This is a genomic window from Azoarcus sp. TTM-91 (genome assembly GCF_012911025.1).
Classification (GTDB): Bacteria; Pseudomonadota; Gammaproteobacteria; order Burkholderiales; family Rhodocyclaceae; genus Azoarcus.
This window is the reverse complement of record NZ_WUEI01000080.1, coordinates 1-21,273: the sequence shown is the minus strand read 5'-3', so window position 1 is coordinate 21,273 and position 21,273 is coordinate 1. Positions and strand designations below refer to the sequence as shown.

Genomic DNA, 21,273 nt, shown 5'->3' with positions numbered 1-21,273 from the left:
GTCTATGCCGGTCGCCCGCCAGCGCATCCTGGATACCGCCTGCCGCCTTTTCTATGGCGAGGGCCTGCGGGCGACCGGCATAGACCGCATCATCGCCGAGTCGGGCGTGGCCAAGATGTCCTTCTACCGCCACTTCCCATCCAAGAACGACCTCATCCTCGCCTTCCTGCAGCTCCGCCACGAGGCCTGGATGGCGCGCTTCACCGCCGCGGTGGAGGCGGCTTCCGCGACGCGCCCTGGCCTGGCTGCGCTGGCGGACGCGCTGGGAAACTGGTTCGCCGACGCCGACTACCGCGGCTGCGCCTTCATCAACGCGGTGGCCGAGAGCGGCGTGCCGGCGACCCCCGAGGTCGGCGCCATCGCCTCCCGCCACAAGGCGGAATTGCGCGACTGGATCGCCACCTATGCCGGCCGCTGCGATCTGCGGGAACCTGAACAAGCGGCCGACGAGGCGATGCTGGTGGTGGAAGGCATGATCGTGCGCTTCCAGATGACCCGGGACGCCACCATACCGGCCCACGGCCGCCGGCTGCTGGAACTGATCGCCGCCGCGCACCGGGGCTGACCTCGCGGCCCCCTTGAGACCACCCTCAGGCCACCCTCCGGCAGGAAATGAAGAAGCCGCCGGACTCCTCGAGCACCGGCGGCTTCTTCGTGTGCGGCTGGCTGCGCTAGGGCCGCAGGTTGCTGGCGATGCGCAGCAGCACCTTGCGCAGCGTCTCCAGCTCGACGGCCGGAATGCCCTCCAGCGCCGCGGCCTCTATCGTTAGCGCCCGCATCAGCACCAGGTCGAACACCGCCCTGCCCTCAGGCACCAGGAAGATGTTCACCGAGCGGTTGTCCTCCGGGCTGGGTTCGCGCTTGATATAGCCGCGGTTCTCCAGGTTCATCAGCGCGCGCGACAAGGTGGACTGCTCGGTCACCGTCGCATCCGCCAGGGCACTGACGCTGAGCCCGTCCTGCTCGGCGAGGAAGGCCAGCACCCGCCAGTGGGTCAGCGTGAGGCCGTAGCCGTCCAGCACCTTCTGGAACTCGACGTTGAGGAAGCTGGTGACGCGGTTGATGAGATAGGGCAGGAAGTGGTGATGGCCGGGATAGGCCGGGTTCGGGGCGCGGTTCATCGATGGTTACCATGGCCGACCAGCAGGCGGTTGCGCACCGCCACCAGGGCGGCGTTGAGGAGCAGGCCGATGGTGGAGATGGTCACCAGCGGCACGAACATGTCCACGATACGGAAAGAACGCGCGGAGCGGATCAGCAAATGCCCCAGGCCGTCGGTGGAGGAGATCATCTCCGCCAGGAAGACGGTGACGCAGGAGATCAGCAGCGCGATCTTGCAGCCGGTGAGGATGGAGGGCAGCGCCGAGGGCAGCACCACGGTGAAGATGGTCGCCCGCCGGCTCGCCCCTGCCGCCCAGGCCGACCACAGCAGCTTGGGCTCCACCGATCGCGCGCCGTGGAAGGTGGCGAGCAGGATGGGGAATACCGCGTCCGCCACCACCAGGGCGATCTTGGACGCATGGTCAAAGCCGAAGATGAGCACGAAGGCGGGATACAGCGCGATTTTGGGAATCGGCGCCAGCACCCGTATCACCGGCTCCAGCAGCCCGCCGCCACCACGGCTGGCGAGCAGGCCGATGGAGACGCCGGCCGCCAGCGCGATGGCGAAGCCGGACAGCAGCCGGATCATGGTCTGGGCGACGTGGTGCAGGAAATCCGGATCGGGCAGCAGCGCTATCCAGCGCAGCAGCACCACCGAAGGCGCCGGCAGCAGCGTGGGCGCCACCAGGCCGGCGCGGCACACCGCTTCCCATGCCAGCAGGATCAGGGCCAATGGCAGGACGGAGGCGGCGGTGCCGCGCAGCCGCTCGCCCGCGAAGATGTTGCTTGCGCTCATGACTCCCCCTTCACTGCGCGATCCACCTCCCGCGGGCGGGAGAGCGCCGCCCGCGGAGGTACGTGCGGAAGCACTCATACCCCACCTCCCGGAACCATCGCGTCCTGGCGGGATTCCGCCCAGTGCACCAGGCGGCGGCGCACCCGCTCGAACACCCAGTCGAGCACGAAGCCGATGGCGGCGAGGATCACGATCATTGCATAGACGTCGCCGTACAGAGCCATGTCCAGCGCGTTGAACAGGAGGTCGCCGGCGCCGGACTGGCGGGCGATCATCTCCGAGCTGATCATCACGATCAGCGCCATCGCCAGGCCGACGCGGCAGCCCAGCAGCACATCCGGCAGCGCCGAGGGCAGCACCACCTTGAACAGCCGTGCCACCGGCTTCATGCCCATGGCCATGGCGGACCACAGCAGCTTCTCGTCCACCGCGTGGGCGCCGTGGAAGCTGTGATAGATCAACGGCAAGCTGACGCCGAGGAAGATCACCAGCACCTTGGACAGGTCGCCGACGCCGAACCACAGCATGATGATGGGCATCAGCGCCGCCTTCGGAATCGGGTAGGCGGCGGTGAGCACCGGGTTGAGGGCTTGGGCGATGCGTTTGTTGCGGCCCATCGCCAGCCCCACCGGCACGGCGAAGCACAGCGCCAGCGCGCCGCCGAGGAACATGCGCCACAGCGAGGCGCCGATGCTGGCCAGGGATTCGCGCTCGCCGAGAATCAGCGGCACCTGCACCAGCGCCTCGGTGGCCGGCGGAAAACCGTCGATCTGCGCCAGCCGGGCGAGGATCTCCCACAGCACCAGCAGCGCGCCCAGCGACAGCACCGTGCTGGCGGCCGGGCCGAGCTTGCGTAGAGCGGACTTCATGCGCCGGCGGCCTCCAGGTGTACGTCTTCGATGAGCTGTTCCAGCTCGACGATGTACTCCTGGTAGCGCCGGTTCACCAGCAGCTCGGCGCGCACCCGCGGACGCGGCAGGTCTATCTCCACCACCTTCTTGATGCGGCCGGGCGCCCGCGTCATCACCACCACCCGGTCGGACAGGAACACCGCCTCGTCCACCCCGTGGGTGACGAAGAGCACCGTCTTGCGGTCACGCTCCCAGATGCCGAGCAGCTCGTTCTGCAGCACGGTGCGGGTATGGGCGTCCAGCGCGCCGAAGGGTTCGTCCATCAGCAGGATCTGCGGCTGGTAGGCCAGCGTGCGGGCGATGGCCACCCGCTGGCGCATGCCGCCGGAGAGCTCCTTGGGATAGAAGTCGGCGAAGTCCTTGAGGTGCACCATGTCCAGCAGCGCGCGGGCGCGCGCCTCCGCTTCCGCCTTGGAGACGCCCTGCTGGCGCAGGCCGTACATCACGTTCTCCAGCACCGTTTTCCAGGGGAAAAGGGCGAACTCCTGGAACACCGGGCCGCGGTCCGGGCCGGGGCCGGTAACCGGCCGGCCCTGCACGGTGATGGCGCCGGCGGACGGCGCCACGAAGCCGCCCACCATGTACAGCAGGGTGGACTTGCCGCAGCCGGACGGGCCAAGGATGGAGACGAACTCGCCCTCGGCCACTTCCACGTTCACATCGTCTATGGCCAGGTGCTTGCGGCCGTCGGCGGTGGAGAAACGCTTGGTGAGGCCCTGGATGGCAATCATCGGTTCTGACATGGTGCCGCTCTCCTGCCTGTCTGCTGTCTTACTTCACCGGCGCGACGACGTCGTCACGACGGAACTGGTCCACCTTCAGCGGCTTCTTGATCATGCCCAGCTCGGTGTACATGTCGAACATGGTCTGTACCGCGGCGAAGTCCGGCTTCATCGTCGGGTCGTGGGCGAAGTCGTTGGCCTTCAGCAGGTAGGGCTCCAGCGCGGCGGCCGGTGCGCGGGTCACCTCGGAGACGACCTTGATGGTTTCGTCGCGGTTGTCCAGCGCCATCTTCATCGCCGCCGTCATGTCGCGGGTATAGAGCTTGGCGGTCTCGACGTTGGCATCCACCCACTCCTTCTTGCACACCTCCATCACGTGCACCGTGTTGGGCATGAGATCGGACAGGGCGAAGAGCTTGCGCACGCCGCCCTTGGTTTCGGCACGGGAGGCGAAGGGCTGGACGAACACGCCGACGTCCACCCGGCCGCCGCGCAGCGCCGCTTCCGAGCCGGGGAAGCCGGTCTCGACCAGCTTGATGTCCTTTTCCGGGTCGATGCCGTTCTTCTTCAGCAGCATGGCCATGCCGCCATGCACGCCGGAGCCGTAGACATTCACCCCCACCGTCTTGCCCTTGAGGTCGGCGATGGACTTGATCCGGGAGTCTTCCGGCACCGCCCAGTACACCGAGAAGGAGCCCGGCCTCTCACCCACGTGCTGGGCGAGGATGTAGGCCTTGAGATCGCTGGCGGCGGCGCCCTGCCCCAGCGACAGCGGCGCCTGCGAGGAGCAGTCCAGCGCGCCGGAGAGCATGGCCTGCACCATGGGCGCGGTGCCCTGGAACTGCACCCACTCGATCTTGTACTTCTTGCCCAGGTCCGGGAAAGCATCCGGCCGGCGCATCATCCAGTACTTGGCTTCCTCGGCGGGAATCGTCCAACCCACCCGGATGGTCGGCACGTCCGCCGCGGCGGGCAGCGAGGCCGCCAGCAGGCCGGCACACAGCAGGCGCTTGAAGGACCCGGAAAACGTCATCATGTTCGTCATCTCCATCGTTGAGGGGAACTGCGGGGACTACACGTTTCGTTTCTGTTCTGTACTGCGGCGTTGCGGAGGGAAATGCGCGTTCAGCCCCGCCTTTCGCCATCGGGCGGCAGCAGTTCGTTCATGCGCAGCAGCTCGGTGAGCCGCGCCAGCGCCTGGCGGCGGTAGGCGGGCTGGTCCACCTTGCGCCAGTCATAGAAGCCCTCGCCGGTCTTGAGGCCGATGTTGCCTTCGGCCATCTTGCGTTCGACGATGGGCGGGCAGGCGTAGCGGCTGTCGTCCAGCGCCTTGGCCAGGTAGCCGCTGGCGTAATAGAGGATGTCGGCGCCGCCGAAGTCGATGAACTCGACCACGCCCATGGCGGCGTAGCGGATGCCGAAGCCGTAGCGGGTGGCCTTGTCGATGTCCTCGGCGGTGGCCACGCCCTGCTCGATCATGCGGGCGGCCTCGTTCATGACCAGCGACTGCAGGCGCGGCACGATGTAGCCGGGCTGGGCGGCGCACACCACCGGCACCTTGCCCACCGCTTCCAGCATCTCCGTCATGCGGCGGGTGGCATCCGGCGCGGTGCCAGGGTGCGGCGACAGTTCAACCAGCGGAATCAGGTAGGCCGGGTTCAGCCAGTGGGCGTTGAGAAAACGCTCCGGCCGCGTCACCAGCGCCGCCAGCTCGGTGGAGAGGATGGTGGACGAGGTGGAGGCCAGCAGCGCGTCTTCCGGCAGGAAGCGGCAGGCGTAGTCGAAGGCCTCGCGCTTGGCGTCCACCGTTTCCGGCACGCCTTCGAACACCAGCCCGAGGCGGCCCAGCCAGGCCGGCGCTTCGTCGCGGCCGACGATGCGCACCCGGCTCACCACCGCTTCCACCACCTCCGCCTTGACCACGCCCAGTTCCACCAGCGTGGCCAGGCTGGCGCGCAGCTCCGCCTCGGCTTCCGCCTTCAGCTTCGCCAGTGCCTCGCGTTCGCGCGGTTTGATATCCAGCAGTACCGCCTCGCGCCCGGCCAGGGCGAAGGCGAGGACGATGCCGCGCCCCATGCGGCCGGCGCCCAGCGCGCCGACCAGCGTTTCCTGCGCTGCGCTGCTCATTGGACTCCCCTCCTGTCGACCTGCGACATCCTCGCTGCCGCAGGAAGAGCGCCCCCTTCGGGCGGCCGTGCGGCGGCGCTCATGCGGGCAGCCCTTCATTCAGCAGCTTGGCCATCTCGTCGCGGCTGAGGCTGGCCAGGCCCAGGGCTTCCAGCGTGCGCGGGCCCTTGCGCAGATCCTTGCCGCAGACGCCGGAGGCGATCGCCAGCAGGCCGCTCGCGGTCGGCACCTTCACGCCGGCCCAGTCCGCCACCGACACCAGCAGGGCGAGGCCGTAGTGGATGTCCTCGGTCATGTAACGGTGGGCGGTGAGGTCGATGCGCTCGCGCCAGTCGCCGCTGTCCACCAGGCGCTTGTGGGCGTCGCCATACATCCACTGGTCGTTCTCGTAGTGGTCGCTGAGCGGGAAGTGGGAGGGCTTGTAGCCCAGCGCCTCGCGCACCGCGATACGCTCGTGGTCCAGCGCGGTGGTGACGCGGCGGATGGAGGGCTGGGTGCCTTCGTTGTGGATGTCCCAGGCGTCGAAGTGCTCCAGCGGGCCGGCGTTCATCATGATCAGCGGCGGGTGGATCACCGGCCCGGCATTCATCAGCGCGCCGGACAGGGCATCCTCGATCGGCTCCACCGACGGGTAGGCGGCGCGCAGCACGCGGAAAGCATGCTCGCCGTTCTTGGCCGGGAACACGCCGGTGGGCAGGCGGGTGGCACGTATGGTGATCGCCACCTCGGCCGGGCCGTGCTTGCGGGTGAGGTGCGGCAGCGTGCCGGTCTCGCCGATGGTGATGTCGGCCTTGCAGCCGGCAGCGCGGAAGGCCTTCATCATGGCGAAGCTGCCGAAGGTGCCCGGCGGCAGGAAGATGACCTGGCCGTCTTCCATGTAGGGCGCCATGGCGCGGGCGATGTCCTCCTGCGCGAAGGCCGGCGTCGGGATCACGATCAGCTCGGCACCGCGCACCGCCTCGCCGATGTCGGTGGTCGGCTTGGCGATGGCCACGTCGCGCTTGCCGTCGATGTCCTTCACCGTGATCTTGCCGCTCTCCAGCACTGGCGCCAGCCCTTGGGCATCCCGCCGCCAGAAGCGCACCTCATGCCCGGCCTCCGACAGATCGACCGCCGACGCGTAGCACCCGTTACCTCCACCCAGCACTGCAATCCGCATGGTTTGCCTCCCGTTCAATTAAATGTATGAGCACGCATTTGCGCACGCAAATAAAGCGTGTCGATGGAAATGGTCCGAGGCGGCTTTTAGCGATTTCCAAATGAAGCACCGCGCTCTGTTTTTCATTAATGCATGCACATGCATGTATGTCAACGGACCCAAGTCCGGCCAAATGGTGGAATTGCAAGAAGTGGATAAACGCCTGTCGAAACGCACGAAACTGGGGCGCACCTCACCAAATCCGTGCGTGCACAACACTGAAACTAAAGAGTTTTCCCGCCATCGGTGCATTACGCACCGGAATTGCGCAGGATCGCATGCCGCGTTATTGCCGATGCTGCAACGCAAGATTCCTGCCGGCCCGGCGGCGGGGCGCTGTTGCGGCGCAAAGCGGGCCGCTGGAATTGGAATGGCGATTTGTACAATTCGTCTTAATTGCCTTTTTTAATTGATTCATTCGGCAATTCGAATTGGCCTTTTTTCGAGACAGCGCAATACATCTGCGGCGAGGCATGGTGCCCGGCGGCGGGAAGCAGCGGGTTCTGCCAGTGGCCGGAGAAATGCCATTGGCACTGGAGTGGGAGGCGGTATCGGGAAAGTGCGAAAGGGACCGCCATCGCGCCGCATCAAGCGTGTTGCGCAAGCACATGCCCCACGGCGGTGCGTCAAGGCGAGAGCGCGGGGTGGCGTGCATGGTCGCGGTGCGGCGCGCGGGCAGCGCCGGGCGCGGAGGATGGGCGGGCGGCTTGGCTACCTAATGTCCTCGCAGCGATAGGCAGCGGCGCCTGGGTTCAACACGGGCACCCTGACGGGCGCCCCCTCTCCCCTCCCCCGCCAGGGGGGAGGGGGAGAACCTGCGGGACGGCGCGGCCGCTGGAACTCCGGAGCGTCGTCGATCTTGCCCTGCCGATCCTGTGCCGTTCAGCCTGCGCCACTGACCTTGCGCCAACGATCCTGCGCTGCGCCTCCTATTCCTCAGGTCTTTCACACAGGTCCGTACGCGTGCTTCGCCACACAGCCCGCCGCTATATGCCCCTGGACCCGCAGCGAGGTCGCCGTAAACGGCAACAGGCGCGGCCTCCCCCTTGGGGCTCGAGCCGCGCCTGCGCCCTGCCCGGCTTCAATCCACCGGATAACCGTGCTGCTTCATCTCCGCTACCAGCTTCATCCGCACATCGGCTGCGTTGGACAGCCAGTCGGCGCGTACCTTGGCGATCTCCGCCTCGGTGTAGGGCTGGAAGTCTGCCGGGCGTTCGGCAGGGCTGAAGTTGTCCATCATCCAGTTCAGCACCCTGGCGGTGGCGGCGTGGTCCAGCGGGGAGTTGGCGGTGCCGGGCACGCGGATGAGGTAATCCCGGCCTTCGGCGCTGCGGGCGAAGTAGCCCATGCGGCCAACCAGGGAAGGCACGCCGGAGTGGGGGGCGCCGCTGCCGTCGGGGCGGTGGCAGCCTGAGCAGTGCAGCATGTAGTCCATGCGCGGATCGGCCTGGGCCGGCGGGGCCATGCCCAGCAGGGCGAGCAGCGCGGGTAGTAGCAGGCGGGCGGGGCGCATGTTCACTGCCCCGCCGCGTCCAGCTGCGTGCGCAGCTTGCGGTTTTCCGCTGCGCTCGCCGGCTTGCCGCGCCAGGCGGCGAAGTCGGCGGCGGTAAGCGGCGCGAAGTCGGCCGCCAGCGTGTCCTTGTTCAGCGTGCCCAGCAGGTAGTGGCTGAGCGCCGCCAGCTGCGCGTCGTTCAGCTGCGGAAAGGGCAGCATGATGCCGTTGAACTTCTCGCCGCCGGCGACGATGGCACCGGACAGGCCGCCGAGCAGCACCCGCGGCAGGTATTCCCGCCCGCCGGGCGCGCTCACCCGCTTGCCCAGCAGCGCGGCCAGCGCCGGCGCCAGGCCGGGGGCGCCGGTGCCGCCCGGCTGGTGACAGACCGCACAGTGCTGGGTGAAGAGCGCCTCGCCCTCCTCCGCCGCCTGCGCGCCGCCAGCGAAAACCGCCAGCAGCGCCAGCGCGGCGGCGACACCGGAACGCTTGCTGCCGCGTTTCATCACGCCTCACCCTCCGCCAGGCCGACCACCAGCGCGGTGGTGCAGTGGAACACCGAGGAGTCATTGGCCATGCACCAGTTGATGTCGTTGTGCAGGCCGAGGCGGTAGCCGGGGCGTTCGCGCTCGCTGGTGGCGCACATGCAGCGGCCGCAGCTGGTCTTGCCGCAGCAGTCGTTGTAGCTGATGAGGTAGTCCTTGCCGTCGTCCGGGTTGCGGCAGGTACCCACCCAGGAGACCTTGGAGGCTTCGGTGCCCGGCGGGCAGGTGGTGGCGGAGCCGCCGCAGCAAGCGCACAGGTAGCCGTCCTGCGCGCAGTATCGCCAGTAGTCGCAGCGGGTGTCGTCCTTGGTCTGCTTGCGCTTGGCGTCCTGCGCGGCGAAGGCCTGGCCGGTGCGGTCGAAGGGCAGCACCGGCAGCACGAAGGCGCTGGCGACGAAGAGCTTGCCGATGCGCACCAGCGCGCCGCGGCGGGAGCTGCGCTGGGCGACCTGGCGGGTACCGCGCTCGAACAGGCGGTCCAGCAGTTTGATGAAGAGTGTGAACACGGTTTTTCTCCAGCTAATCCTTGTTGAGGCGGCGGGCGCTCAGGCCTTCTGCTCGATGAACTGCTGCACCGAGCCCACCGCCAGTTCCTTGGCGGTGAACAGGCTCTCCAGCTGCTCGCGGGAGTTGATCAGGCCCTTGGCGCCGATGCGGCCCTGCTCGTCGATCAGCACCGCGTAGGGCAGCTTGGCGATGTGGTAGGTCATGCCCAGTTCCTGCGACAGCAGGTAGGGAAAGTCGCCCAGGCCGGCGCGCTGGATGAAGGCGCGGTGTTCCGGCTCTTCGCCATCGGAGGCCAGCACGACACGCAGCCAGTCGCCTTCGGCCTTGCGCGCGCGCTTGATGATGGGCAGCAGCTTCTTGCACACCGGGCAGGTGGGCGAGAGGAAGAACAACAGAGTGCTGCGCGGCGCGGCGCCGCCGATCTCCACCTGGCCGCCGGTGAGCGTGGGCAGGGAGAAGATGGGGGCGACGTCGCCGGTCTTGGGGCCGGTGTCCATCATCAGCGCGCCCATGGGGGCGACGCGTTCGAACAGGATGCCGACCTGGCGGGCGAGCGCCAGCACGGCCAGGACCAGGGCCAGGATGACGACCCACGAGACGATGTTGGAAACCAGCAGGGCTTCAGTCATTTTTTTAGCTCCGGAGTGCCTGATAACGGGGTTGGTTGGCGAGCAGCTGATTGGTGGCGGCGTAGAGGCCGAGCAGCGCGAGGGCGAGCGCGACCACGGTGAGGTAGTCGATCCACACCAGTTCGCGGGCGCTCACGGCGAGGCCGGCGATGGCGGCGGCGAGCAGCAGCACCGCGTTGCGGCCCAGCAGCGCCCAGGACAAGCGCGGGTGGGAATCGCCGCCGCCGCAGCCGCAGTCGATGTTGCGGCGGCCCCGCAGCAGGTTGACCAGGATGCCGGCGCTGGCGAGCAGCAGCACCGCCACCGCGGCGGCCCCGCCGATGGCGCCCGGCGCCAGCAGCACCAGCGCGCCAGCGAGGATTTCCAGCAAGGGGAAGAGGCGGGCGAACAGCGGCGCCAGCGCGCGCGGCAGCACCTCGTACAGCTCCACCACCGCCTCGAACACCGGCAGGTTGAGGAGCTTCTGGCCGCCGCCCACCAGCAGCAGCACCGCCACCGCGGCGGCGCAGCCGCGCGAGAGCACGGGGTCGATCAGCAGGGCGTCCATCACTGCAGCTCCAGGTGGATGGGCGTGTTGCCGATGGCCGGCATGCGCTTGAACAGCTTGGGTTTGGCGCCGAGGTCGTAGGCGATGAGGTCGTTGTTGGTGGCGTCCAGCAGGTAGAGGCGCGGCTTGTCGCCCCGGCTGGTGGCCATGGACACCGCGTTGTGGCCGGGCAGGCGCGCAATGCGCTTGTGGCTGGCGAGGTCTATCACCCAGATCTCCTTGGCCGGGTTCTTGTGCGAGCCCTCCTCGCCCTTGTCGTGCATGGCGACGTAGAGGCGGCCGGCGGCGCGTTCGGTGGCGAGCAGCTGGTAGCCGCCCGGCCGCCAGCCGGCCTTGGCATCGGCGGCGCCGACCAGGGACCAGCCCGGCTCCACGCTGGCCATCTCGCCGGAGAGGTCGGCCTGGTAGACCTTGCCGTGGAAGGAGACGAAGACGAACTTGTCGCCGTTGCGGTCGTACATCGGGAAGACCGGATCGCTGTCCGGATCGAAGAAGGGCGCGCTCTGCTTGCGGGTGGCGACCTGGCCGGCTTCGTCCAGCGTCAGCGTCAGCATGGAGCCGTTGCCGCACATGGCGGAGAAGCGGCTGGCCACCGTCGGCGAGGGATAGACCGCCCAGCAGCCGGGCGTCGGCACCTCGGCCAGCACCTTGCGGTTGCGCAGGTCCACCACCGTCACCGAGGTGGCCGGGGTGGCGTTCTGCACGTAGAGCAGGCTGCCGTCGAAGGAGGTCTGGATGAGGCTGCGGCTGGCGGTGCCCTGGGCGTGGCGCGGCGGAATCACGATCTCTTCCTTGCGCGCCAGCGTGGTGGCGTCGTGGATGTCCACCACGTCGGTACGCTCGCCGTGGTTGAGGCGGGCGTAGTAGGTGGTGGCCACGTACAGCTCGGAGCGGTCCGGCGACAACACCGACAAGCCGGAGAAGCCGGTGGAGACCATGCCGAGGTAGCGCATGTTCTGGCCGTCGATCACATGCATGCGGCCATCGACCAGGCTGCTGAAGTTGGGGTCGGCGATATAGACGCGGTAGGCGTCGGCCGGCGCCATCTTGGTCACCGTGAGCACATCCGGCTCCAGCGCATGCGCCTGCATGGCGACACCGGCGCACAGCCCGAACAACAGGGATTTGACCCGGAAACTCTTTTTCACCTGGCTCTCCAGATTGATTGCGTTGGGTTGGGTTGGGTTGGATTGCGTTGGGTTGCGATATTGCTGGGTGAATTGAACGCCGCGGGCCTGGATTGGAGCTGGCGCAATTGCGCCCGGCGCTCCACTTTCATTCACGGCTTCAATTCGGTTCCGCGGCAAGACGGAAAAGCGGAAACAGCTTCATTCAATCAATGGCTGGAATCGATTCTAGCCATCGTTCAAAACCGGGCGTTATCCCAAAACGGCAAACTCGCCGGGCATTTCATTGCCGTTTCAATTCGCCACGAAGGCGGCGGGAACAAGGCATTCCGGCGCAACCGCGCGCCGCTCCATCCCTTTGGGAAAACGGGCGAAGATAAAAAAGGAAAAAGAAGGGAGGCCGGGCAGACCCGCCCTCCCTTTTCTCAAACACCACGCTCGGAACCCCCGCCCGCATTGCTGCGGGCGGTCACTACGAATACGTCGCAACAGCTGCGCCGCATCGAGTTCATTTCAACTTCCTTTCATCGCTGCGATAGACGGAATCGGCAATTCACTTCCACGCCTTTCCGCCACCGCCCTGCCCTTTTCCATCAATTCGATGCAATTACTGCGGCGGCAATACGCCGCCGCGGGAAAACACCGCGACCTGGCCGCTGGCGGTGGCGACCGCCGCGGTGAGCGACAGGCGGTCTTCCCGCTGGCTGGCGTGGAAGCTGCGGCCCTGGTCGCTGCTCTCCAGCGTTACCCCGTCCAGCCCGACGGCGACCACCTTGTCGCCGGCCAGCACCAGGTCGGTGATGGAGCTGAAGGGCGTGCCTTCCACCTTGCTCCAGTGGGCGCCTTCGTCGCCGCTGCGGTAGACGTTGCCGCGCAGGCCGGCCAGCAGCACGCTGCCGTCGTCCAGCGCCAGCCCGCTCCAGAAGGAGCCGCGGTAGCCGGTCGGGCGGTAGTCCCAGCTCTGGCCACCGTCGGCCGAACGCAACAGGGTGCCGCGCTCGCCGGCGACGTAGAGCACGCCCTGCGGGCCGCCGAAGATGCGCATCAGGTTGGCGTCGGCCTGGCTCTCGCCCGGCGGCGCCGGCAGCGCCACGTCTTCCCAGCTCTGGCCGCCGTCGCGGGTTTCCAGCATCAGCGACCACAGGCCCACGGCGATGCCGTGGCTGGCGTCGAGGAAATGCACCGAGAACAGCGGCCTGTCCTCGCCGGTGTCCAGGCGCTGGCGGCTCCAGTTCTCGCCGCCGTCAGCGGTGTGCAGCACCACGCCCCAGTGGCCGACCGCCCAGCCTCGCTTCGCATCGGCGAAGGACACGCCGGTGAGCGTCGCCGCCACCGGCACGTTGGCGGCCTGGCGCCATTGCTTGCCGCCGTCGTCCGACAGCAGCACCACGCCGCGCTCGCCCACCGCCACCAGGCGGTCGCCAGCGCGGGTGGCGTCCAGGATCATGCTGCGGCTGGCGTTGGCGCTGTGCGCCGCCGGCCGCAGGCTGAAGGTTTCCGCGCCAGCCTCGGCCTGGGCGTGGCAGAACAGCGGCGCCAGCGCGATCAGCCCGGCCAGCGCGTTCGCCAGCCTGGCGGAGAAGCGGCGGGAGCGACCGGCGGGGCGCGCTGCGGGTGAAGCAGGCGTGTTCATGAGGGTTCCGATGAGCATGTTCATTTGCCGGCCATTTAGTCCGAATGAGCAGTCCGAATGAGTAGGCCGGATCAGTGCGCCAGGATGCCCGGCGCCCGCACCGGCTTCCTGCGCGGGAAGAGTTTTTCCAGCCACACCGCGAAGGCGGGCAGCGCGGTCATCGCCATCACCATGTTCACCATGAACATGAAGGCCAGCAGCCGGCCCATGTCGGCCTGGAACTTGAGTTCGGAGAACATCCAGGTGGCCACGCCCACCGCCAGGGTGACGGCGGTGAAGATGGTGGCCATGCCGACTTCGAGGATGGCGTGCTCCAGCGCCTTGACGATGGGCTGGCCGTTGGCCAGGTGCAGCTGCAGCCGGTTGTAGATGTAGAAGGCGTAATCCACGCCGATGCCGACCGCCAGCACCATCACCGGCAGCGTCGCCACGGTGAGGCCGATCTGCAGCTCCTTCATGAACCAGTAGCCGATGAAGGTGCCGACGGTGAGCGGCAGGCAGCAGGCGATGACGGCGCGGAAGTCGCGGTATACCGCCGCCACCAGCACCACGATGGCGGCATAGACGTAGAGCAGCATCGGCATTTCGGAGCGATGCACTTCCTCGTTCACCGCCGCCTGCACGCCGGCATTGCCGGAGGCGAGGCGGATATGCACGTCCGCCACCTGGTCGGCCTCGCGGAAGGCCTTCACCGCGGCGATGACGCCGTTGATGGTGGTGGCCTTGTGGTCGGTGAGGAAGAGGTGGACCGCCGTCATGCTGCAGTCCTTGTTCATGAAGCCGCGCACCCGGCCGACCTCGGCGGCGAGGCCGGCGTAGTTGCCGGAGTCGATGGGCACCACCGCCATCTTCGGGTTGCCCTCGTTGTAGCCCTCGTTGTAGGTGCGCAGCTGGCCGGAGAAGGACAGCGCCGAGAGCACGCCGGGCACGTACTGCATGGCGGCGACGAAGCGGTCCTGGTAGAGGCCGACCTCGACCCGCTCGCAGGAGGCTGGCGGCGCCTCGAAGATCACCGTGAGCCAGTCCAGGCCGGTGTCGTAGTTCTGCGAGATGGAAACCGCGTCGCGGTTGAAGCGGGCGTCGGCGCGCAGTTCGGGCGCGCCCGGCTCCACCGTGCCCACCACCCGGTCGGCGCTCTGCCACACGGCGAGGCCGAACACCACCAGCGTCACCGCGATGGTGATGGCGGCGTTGCGCGGCTCCGCCACCCGCGCCAGCGTGCGCAGCCAGGCGGAGCGCTTCTCGCGCTTGAGCACCGCCTTGTCGGCGTAGCGCTTGTCGAAATGGAAGCAGGAGGCGGCCAGCGGCAGCATCACCAAGTTGGTGATGATCTTGTAGCCCACGCCCAGCGAGGCGGTGATCGCCAGCTCCCGCACCATCGGAATCGGGATCAGCGTCAGCGTGATGAAGGAGACGAAGGCGGTAATGAGCGCCAGCGTGCCGGGAATCAGCAGGCCGGAGAAGCTGGCGCGCGCCGCTTCCTCGGTGCTGCGGCCGTGGGAGAGCTCGCGCACGATGAAGTTGATCTGCTGCACGCCGTGGGAGACGCCGATGGCGAACACCAGGAAGGGCACCAGCACCGCCAGCGGGTCCAGGCCGTAGCCCAGCAGCTTCAGCGTGCCGAACTGCCACACCAGCGAGGTGAAGGAGCACACCACCGGCAGCAGGGTGAAGCGCACCGAATGGCAGTACCAGTACACCGCCAGCGCGGTGAGCAGCAGCGCGATGGCGCAGAACTCCAGCACCGCCGAGGCGCCGTCGGCGATGTCGCCGATCTGCTTGGCGAAGCCGATGATCTGGATTTCGTAGCCGGCGTCCTCGAACTTGCCACGCAGTTCTTCCAGCAGCTTGTTGTAGGCGACGTAGTCGATCTGGTGGCCGTCGCGGTCGCGCTCGGCCAGCTCGGCGACGATCATCGCGCTGCTCTGGTCGCGCGACACCAGGATGCCGACGAAGCCGCCCTGGCTGGCGGCGCGCTGGATGCCGGCGATGGTTTCGTCGTCCAGGTCGGCCGGCGACACCGTGCCGGGGATCAGCGGATCGGCGCGGAAGCCATCCTCAGTGATCTCGTTGACGAAGGAGTTGGGCGTCCACAGCGACTGCACGCCCAGGCGATCGACGTTGGGCAGGAAGCCCACCGCCTGCGTCACCTCGTACAGCCGGGTCAGCGCCGCCTTGTTCCAGATGCTGCCCTCGCGGGCACGCACGACGATGTTGAGGCGGTTGGCGCCGAGCACGTCCTCGCGGTACTGGTTGAAGGTCTGGATGTATTCATGGCCCACCGGCATCTGCTTCTCGAAGCCGGCATCCATGCGCAGCTGCAGAGCGAACCAGCCCATGACGACGGTGAACAGCGCGAGCGCGACCAGGATGGCGCCGCGCAGGCGGAAGCAGACGTCTTCCAGGCGGCGCAGGCTGCGGGTCAGGAAGGTGTCGACCTGATCGACACTGAGGGGATTGAGCACGGTGTGACCTGAAGAATGGAGGGCGGGTGTTGCCGCCGGCCATCACGGAAACCGTGGATGGCCGGCCGAGGATCAAGCCGGCGGTGAAACCGCCGCCACCGTCCGGGCCAGGACAGGTCCGGCCCGAACGGAGAAGCGGTGCGCCATCGCCGCAAACGGCTGCATCAGAAGTTGCGCGACAGGAAGCCGCCGATGAAATCCCTGTCCTCGTTGAGCGAGCTGGTCGGCGTGTCGCCGCCCCAGAACTTGGTGTAGTTGATGCCCGCCTGCCAGGTGGAGGGGTTGCGGTTGAACAGCACGTAGAAGTTGGCCGACTTGGCGCCCTCCATCCAGTTCTGCATGAAGTTGGGCGTGTTGCCGCGCACCGCGTGGGACACCGCCACGCCGGGGATCACCTGCCAGCCGGGGATCAGCGAGCCGTCGTAGGTCACGCTGAAGTCGAACATGTAGCCCCAGGAGAAGCTGTCGCCCACGCCCACCGAGTTGCCGGCGCTGTCCAGGTAAGTCCAGTTGCCGGCGGCCACTTGCTGCTGGTAGGTCACGCCGTTGTTGCTGCGGGTGTAGATCTTCCCGGAGCGCACGTTGGGGTAGGAGATGCCCACCACTTCGCCAAGGAAGGTGCCGGTCTGCGCGCCGATGGCATCGAGGAACCAGCCGTGCTCGCTGGGGGTGAGGCTGAGGATGCCAGTGAGGTGGAGCTGGTAGCGCTCTTCATCCACCGAGCCGCGGCACTCGGCGCCGGCGGCGATGCCGCTGCCATCGACGTTCATGCACGCGCCCAGCGACACCGCGTCCTTCGGCCGGTAGGAGAGTTCCGCGCCCACCGCCCAGTTGCCCAGCGAGGTGTTGGCGCTGATGCCGTACAGCTCGCGGTCTTCCTCGTAGTAGTAGCCGGTGTGGCCCATGCCGGCGGACCACAGCAGCACGTTGGGCGTCTTGTCGTGGTAGCGCTGGTAGTAGAGGCCGACGTCGGCATCCAGCGCATCGACGCGGAACTTCAGCGACACGCCGTACTGGCCGCCGCTGCGCGGCTTGTCGTCGTTCGCCACCGGGATGGCCTCGCCAGCGGTCAGCATGGCTTCGCGGGCGGCGGCCAGGCTCATGCCGTAGAGGGAATCGCCCGGCGTGCGGATGCGGCTGGCGGCGTCGGCGGTGAAGTACATCAGGCGATCGCGGCCGGCGCCGAAGGTGTCGCTCACCGAGAAATAGGTGCCGGCCGGCGGGAAGGAATACGGCTTCCACTCGAACTGGTAGTAGGCCTCGGCGTTGATGCCGTTGCCCAGGCTGGAGGCCAGGCTGAACATCGGCGCCGGCAGATAGGCTTCCTTCAGCTGCACGCCGGGCGAGGACAGGCGCTGCATGTCCATCGCCACGTTGGAGTTGATGCCGCCGAACATGAACAGGCTCTCGCCCCAGCTCACCACCTGGTTGCCCAGGCGGGCACGGGCGCGCTGGCCGGCGATGTCGAATTCCTTGCTGACCCAGAAGTCGTACAGGCGCACGTAGTTGCCGACTTCGTTGGAGGCGCTGGCGCGCAAGTCGGTGCGGGCGGTGTCGTCGGCGGCGAAGTCGTGCAGCCAGCCGACGCGGCCCATGAACTTCCACTGGTCCGGCAGGTTCAGCAGCAGCTCGTGCGAGCCCTTGATGTGAGCGGTGAAGAAATCGCCCTTGTCGTAATTGAGGTTGCCGTCGTCGCCGTTGCCCCATACCGCGGTATTGGCATTGCCGCCACAACGGGTGGAGGAATCGCCGATGTGGTTGCAGCGCTGGTCTTCCACCCGCTGACCGAAACCGACGGTGAGCGTGGAATCCAGCGAGCCGCTGAAGAATTCGTTCTCGAACTGGAAAGCCTGGGCCGCGGGCGTACCCAGCCCGGCGAGGGCGAGCGCCACCGCCAATTGCTTGAAGCGAATTGTCATTGTTATCTCCGGAGGGAAGGCGCCGCCGCGGCTGAGACGCGGCAGCGGAGAAGGTGCAGGCTCAGCGCTGGCTGATCGCGCGCAGGTTGTCGGGGGTGTAGAAGTTCTCCTGCAGCTTGGCGTCGTCCGGCTCCACCGACCACTTCAGGTCCTTGCCGGCACCCACGCTGCCCTGGTCGTGCAGCACACGGCCGGAGTTGAGGTCGTACTGGACGAAAGCGGGGTTGTCGCAGGAGCCGGTTTCGGCCACCGGAATGACGAAGCTCTCGCGCACCTTCCACAGCTTGCCCTGGGCGTCGTAATCCTCCGCGCCCATCAACGCCCAGGAGTCCTCATCCACATAGAAGCGGCGCTTGGGCGCGACGTGGCGCACGCCCTCCTTCACCGTGGCCTCGATCACCCACACCCGGTGCAGCTCGTAGCGGGTGGCGGCGGATTCGACGCCGTCCGGGGTGATGACCTTGCGGCGATCCACGTTCGGGTCGTACATGCCGAAGGCGTTGTAGCCGACGTACATCTCCTTCTTGCCCACCAGCTTCCAGTCGAAGCGGTCCGGCGTGCCGTTGAACACCCGCGGCTCATCCACGGTGTACTGGTTCTCGAAACCCACCTGCGGCGCGTCGTAGGAATAGCTGGGCATGCGCCGCACGCGGCGCTGGCCGGGGAAGTAATAGAAGGTATCGCTGCCCTTGTTCAGGTAGGCGGTGGCGATCAGCGCCTGGCCGGCGAGCGCGGTCGGCGAGGCGTAGTCGAAATAGGTGTAGTACTCGACCTGCGGCAGATCGGCCAGCTTGTTGCTGCCCTTCTTGCCCCAGGGGTAGAAATAGGTCTGGCTGGATTTGGCCTCGATCCAGTCGCCGCCGCTGGCGCGCGGCGACAGCATGATCCACAGCGCCGGCATGGTGAGGCCGACCCCGGCGTATTTCATCTTGGCATTCCACAATACCTCGATGCCGCTCTTGGGGAATGGGAAAGGAATACCCGGCACGGTGGCTTCGGCGAGGCTCCAGCCATCGCTGCCGATTTTCGCCGCGCCCACATTCGCCTTCGTATTCTGCTGCACGAAATCCGGCGCGGAGCAATGCCGGCGGCTGGGGTAAACCGCGATACGGTAATTCTTGAAATTACGCAGCAGCGCGAGCTGGCCCTCACTCAGCTTATTCGCATATTTATCCGCATTCGATGCATCGATCGTGAATAGCGGCTTGTCATCCTTGAATTTGAAGAAATCGGCGCGGGGCTTGCCGGGCGCCCATCCGGAATTCAATGCGCCCGCCTGCCAGGCGGGAATGCTGCCATCCGCATTGGCCGCGCTTTCGCCGCCCAGGGGCGTCAGATTGCGGCCCAGTGCGGCGGCATCGTCCGCCGCCAGCACGGGCTGCGCACCGAGAATTCCCACCGCCGCCAATACGGACGCCAATGGCCGCAGCCTTTCCGAAGCGAATTTACTCATTAACGACCTCTGAGAATTATTAATAGAAGCTGAATAAGAAACCCCGACGTGACATGGAAAGGATCGCGGCCCTGGCGCTAAAACCTTCGTCGAGTCGGGGAAATTCTAGGAAGCACTTTCGGCAGGCCGTTATCCGAAATCAGCAATTCGCAATAAAAAACATCGCACCAGCCTTGTGCGCTGCAAATTGCAATGCACGCCCCGGGTGCCCCATGATGCGAATAAGGAGGAGGGAATTCCCGACAGAGAGAGGGAAGTCCCGACGGCATGGCTTTTGCTAAACGTTGAGGTGCATTCACCTCAATGACGCTTTGGGGCCAAACAATAAATGAACACGGATACGTGTATTGGCGAGGCTCCGGCCTTTGCCAGCGGCAGTGCTTCGCATGTACGCATCACCCACCGGAACACCACCGAAGTGGGCGAAATGGCGGCTTACGTACAAGGCTGGGAGCAGATCTACGACCAGCTCACGCCCGGGCCTTTCGTCGGTGATTTCACCGAAGTGTGGTTCGACGGCATCCAGATCTTCCGCGAGCAGACCACCCAGTCGCTGCAGGAACACTGCAGGCCCTGGCAGGGCTGCATCACCGTCGGCATCCCGCTGCGCATGGACGGGCGCGTGGTGTACGACGGCTGGGAGGTGGACGAGCACACCCAGATCACCATCAAACCGGGCGAGGAATCGCTGCTGCGTACCTCGCCCGCGCTGGACCTGATCGCAGTGGCGCTGCCGATGGACGAGCTAATGGCGTTCACCCGCATCCTGGAAGGCAACGACGCTGCCGAGGCGCTGGTGCGCGCGCCGGCGGCGCTGCGCGACCCGGCCGGCTCCACCAAGCTCAAGGAATTCCTGTTCTCGGCGCTGTCCAGCATCATCTCGGCACCGCAACTGCTGGAGCACGAGCAACTGCGGCGGGCGATGAAGCACGCGATCTACGAAAGCACGGTAGCCAGTTTCGGCAAGGCGGCAGCCGCCAGCCAGACGCCACGCACCAGCTCGGGTCGCCGGCAGGTGGTGCATCGCGCGGTGGCCTATATGCGCGAGCATGTGAACGAACCGCTGTCGGTGGCCGACCTGTGCGCCGAGCTGGGTGTCTCCCGCCGCACGCTGCAATATTGCTTCGAGGAAGTGCTGCAGCTGAACCCGGTCGGCTATCTGCGTGCCATCCGCCTCAACGGTGTGCGCCGCGACCTGCTCAACAGCGATCCGGAAAAGACCATGATCCAGGACGTGGCCGCGCGCTGGGGCTTCTGGCACCTGTCGCGGCTGGCCACCGAATACCGCGCGATGTTCGGCGAACTGCCCTCCGCCACCCTGCGCGGCGCGGCTGCCCCGGCACGGCACCTGAACGCGTGAGCCTGCCGCCGGCCTGCCCCGCAGCGCCGGCCACCGCCCGGCTGCAGGCCTATATGGATGCCTGCCTGGACACGGTGGGCAGGGTGACCGCCAGCGACCATCGCGCCTTCTACCTGGTCGGCGGTAATGGCGAGATCGCCGGCTTTCCGCGCCCGGCCGCGCTGCCGGAGGTGCAGGCCGCCTACAGCGCCCACTACTGGCGGCACGATCCGCTCTACCCGGCGCGCGGCCTGCGCTGCGGCGCGCCGGTGCAGAGCCTGCGCAGCCAGGCCGGCGGCAGCACCATCTACCGCAATTTCCTCAGCGACCACGGCATAGGCGACATCGCCGAGATCTACCTGCGGCTGGACGATGGCCGGGCCGTGGCCGGCATCTCGCTGATACGCCGCAGCCACGGCCCGGCCTTCAGCAGCGGCGAGATCGACGTGCTGAAGGGGCTGATGCCACTGCTGGAATTCTCCGCCGCCAGCTCCGGCGCCTTCGCCCCCGCCGCAGCGGAAACCGCCGCGCTGACGCCGCGCGAGAACGAGCTGATCCGCCACCTGCGCCGCGGCCTCAGCAATGCGGAAATCGCCGATGCGCTGGGCATTTCGCTGGCGACGGTGAAGACCCACGTCAAGCATGTGCTGGACAAGGTGGGCGCCCGCAGCCGCACCGAGCTGCTGGCCAAGCTGTTCATCCACCCCGGCGCCTGAGCCGGCCCCTCCGCCTCAAACCTCCGGCCCGGCCGCCAGGGCGCCC

21 protein-coding genes are annotated in these 21,273 nt (G+C 67.1%); 4 read left to right on the top strand and 17 right to left on the bottom strand.

What is annotated here, in order from left to right; translation table 11 throughout:
• The coding region (locus tag GRF61_RS17885; RefSeq protein ID WP_211166059.1) for a TetR/AcrR family transcriptional regulator at window positions 1–565 on the top strand (565 nt) is incomplete at its 5' end.
• A 106-nt stretch (window positions 566–671) separates the two neighbouring features.
• Here the strand turns inward: GRF61_RS17885 and GRF61_RS17880 are convergent.
• The 13 genes from GRF61_RS17880 to GRF61_RS17820 all read right to left on the bottom strand — a co-directional run bounded on the left by GRF61_RS17880 (window position 672) and on the right by GRF61_RS17820 (window position 11,723).
• Window positions 672–1,121 carry a MarR family transcriptional regulator gene (locus GRF61_RS17880; RefSeq protein WP_169151986.1) on the bottom strand — a complete coding sequence of 150 codons (450 nt, stop codon included), beginning with the start codon at window positions 1,119–1,121 and terminating at the stop codon, window positions 672–674.
• On the bottom strand, window positions 1,118–1,897 hold the full coding sequence (locus tag GRF61_RS17875; RefSeq protein ID WP_169151985.1) for an ABC transporter permease: 780 nt from the start codon (window positions 1,895–1,897) through the stop codon (window positions 1,118–1,120). The genes GRF61_RS17880 and GRF61_RS17875 overlap by 4 nt, the downstream gene beginning before the upstream one ends.
• 74 nt (window positions 1,898–1,971) lie before the next feature.
• A complete protein-coding gene (locus GRF61_RS17870; protein WP_133588280.1) occupies window positions 1,972–2,766 on the bottom strand; it encodes an ABC transporter permease in 795 nt (264 codons plus the stop codon).
• Window positions 2,763–3,551: an ABC transporter ATP-binding protein gene (locus GRF61_RS17865; protein ID WP_248281310.1), complete on the bottom strand. Its 789-nt coding sequence runs from the start codon at window positions 3,549–3,551 to the stop codon at window positions 2,763–2,765. The genes GRF61_RS17870 and GRF61_RS17865 overlap by 4 nt, the downstream gene beginning before the upstream one ends.
• Window positions 3,552–3,579: 28 nt before the next feature.
• Window positions 3,580–4,566: an ABC transporter substrate-binding protein gene (locus tag GRF61_RS17860; RefSeq protein ID WP_211166058.1), complete on the bottom strand. Its 987-nt coding sequence runs from the start codon at window positions 4,564–4,566 to the stop codon at window positions 3,580–3,582.
• A gap of 89 nt (window positions 4,567–4,655) precedes the next feature.
• Complete coding sequence (locus tag GRF61_RS17855) at window positions 4,656–5,657, bottom strand: 3-hydroxybutyryl-CoA dehydrogenase (protein ID WP_169151984.1); 1,002 nt, start codon at window positions 5,655–5,657, stop codon at window positions 4,656–4,658.
• 79 nt (window positions 5,658–5,736) lie between these two features.
• Window positions 5,737–6,816: an NAD/NADP-dependent octopine/nopaline dehydrogenase family protein gene (locus GRF61_RS17850; protein ID WP_169151983.1), complete on the bottom strand. Its 1,080-nt coding sequence runs from the start codon at window positions 6,814–6,816 to the stop codon at window positions 5,737–5,739.
• Between the two features lie 1,120 nt (window positions 6,817–7,936).
• Window positions 7,937–8,374, bottom strand: a complete 438-nt coding sequence (locus tag GRF61_RS17845) for a cytochrome c (RefSeq protein WP_169151982.1) — start codon at window positions 8,372–8,374, stop codon at window positions 7,937–7,939.
• Entirely contained in the window at window positions 8,371–8,853 is a 483-nt protein-coding gene (locus tag GRF61_RS17840; protein WP_169151981.1) for a cytochrome c, read from the bottom strand. The genes GRF61_RS17845 and GRF61_RS17840 overlap by 4 nt, the downstream gene beginning before the upstream one ends.
• Window positions 8,853–9,398 (bottom strand): methylamine dehydrogenase light chain, encoded by a 546-nt coding sequence (locus GRF61_RS17835; protein ID WP_348982428.1) that lies wholly within the window; start codon window positions 9,396–9,398, stop codon window positions 8,853–8,855. The genes GRF61_RS17840 and GRF61_RS17835 overlap by 1 nt, the downstream gene beginning before the upstream one ends.
• Window positions 9,399–9,437: 39 nt before the next feature.
• The gene (gene mauD / locus GRF61_RS17830; protein WP_133588266.1) at window positions 9,438–10,028 is read right to left on the bottom strand and encodes a methylamine dehydrogenase accessory protein MauD; all 591 of its coding nucleotides are present in this window, start codon (window positions 10,026–10,028) and stop codon (window positions 9,438–9,440) included.
• Window positions 10,029–10,032: 4 nt separating this feature from the next.
• Complete coding sequence (locus GRF61_RS17825) at window positions 10,033–10,575, bottom strand: MauE/DoxX family redox-associated membrane protein (RefSeq protein ID WP_169151980.1); 543 nt, start codon at window positions 10,573–10,575, stop codon at window positions 10,033–10,035.
• On the bottom strand, window positions 10,575–11,723 hold the full coding sequence (locus tag GRF61_RS17820) for an amine dehydrogenase large subunit (RefSeq protein WP_169151979.1): 1,149 nt from the start codon (window positions 11,721–11,723) through the stop codon (window positions 10,575–10,577). Before GRF61_RS17820 ends, GRF61_RS17825 begins: the two co-directional genes overlap by 1 nt.
• Here GRF61_RS17820 and GRF61_RS17815 point away from each other — a divergent pair.
• Window positions 11,655–12,383 carry a hypothetical protein gene (locus tag GRF61_RS17815; protein ID WP_169151978.1) on the top strand — a complete coding sequence of 243 codons (729 nt, stop codon included), beginning with the start codon at window positions 11,655–11,657 and terminating at the stop codon, window positions 12,381–12,383. The genes GRF61_RS17820 and GRF61_RS17815 overlap by 69 nt on opposite strands.
• Here the strand turns inward: GRF61_RS17815 and GRF61_RS17810 are convergent.
• From GRF61_RS17810 to GRF61_RS17795, 4 genes are all read right to left on the bottom strand, one after another.
• Window positions 12,310–13,335 carry a YCF48-related protein gene (locus GRF61_RS17810; protein ID WP_169151977.1) on the bottom strand — a complete coding sequence of 342 codons (1,026 nt, stop codon included), beginning with the start codon at window positions 13,333–13,335 and terminating at the stop codon, window positions 12,310–12,312. The genes GRF61_RS17815 and GRF61_RS17810 overlap by 74 nt on opposite strands.
• Before the next feature lie 71 nt (window positions 13,336–13,406).
• Entirely contained in the window at window positions 13,407–15,800 is a 2,394-nt protein-coding gene (locus GRF61_RS17805) for an efflux RND transporter permease subunit (RefSeq protein WP_169151976.1), read from the bottom strand.
• A 164-nt stretch (window positions 15,801–15,964) separates the two neighbouring features.
• Complete coding sequence (locus GRF61_RS17800; RefSeq protein WP_169151975.1) at window positions 15,965–17,719, bottom strand: DUF1302 domain-containing protein; 1,755 nt, start codon at window positions 17,717–17,719, stop codon at window positions 15,965–15,967.
• A gap of 61 nt (window positions 17,720–17,780) precedes the next feature.
• Window positions 17,781–19,139: a DUF1329 domain-containing protein gene (locus GRF61_RS17795; RefSeq protein WP_248281309.1), complete on the bottom strand. Its 1,359-nt coding sequence runs from the start codon at window positions 19,137–19,139 to the stop codon at window positions 17,781–17,783.
• 361 nt (window positions 19,140–19,500) lie between these two features.
• Between GRF61_RS17795 and GRF61_RS17790 the strand changes: the two genes are divergently transcribed.
• Both GRF61_RS17790 and GRF61_RS17785 read left to right on the top strand, forming a co-directional pair.
• A complete protein-coding gene (locus GRF61_RS17790; RefSeq protein WP_169151973.1) occupies window positions 19,501–20,532 on the top strand; it encodes a helix-turn-helix domain-containing protein in 1,032 nt (343 codons plus the stop codon).
• Window positions 20,529–21,227, top strand: a complete 699-nt coding sequence (locus GRF61_RS17785; RefSeq protein ID WP_169151972.1) for a helix-turn-helix transcriptional regulator — start codon at window positions 20,529–20,531, stop codon at window positions 21,225–21,227. Before GRF61_RS17790 ends, GRF61_RS17785 begins: the two co-directional genes overlap by 4 nt.
• Window positions 21,228–21,273: the final 46 nt, after the last annotated feature.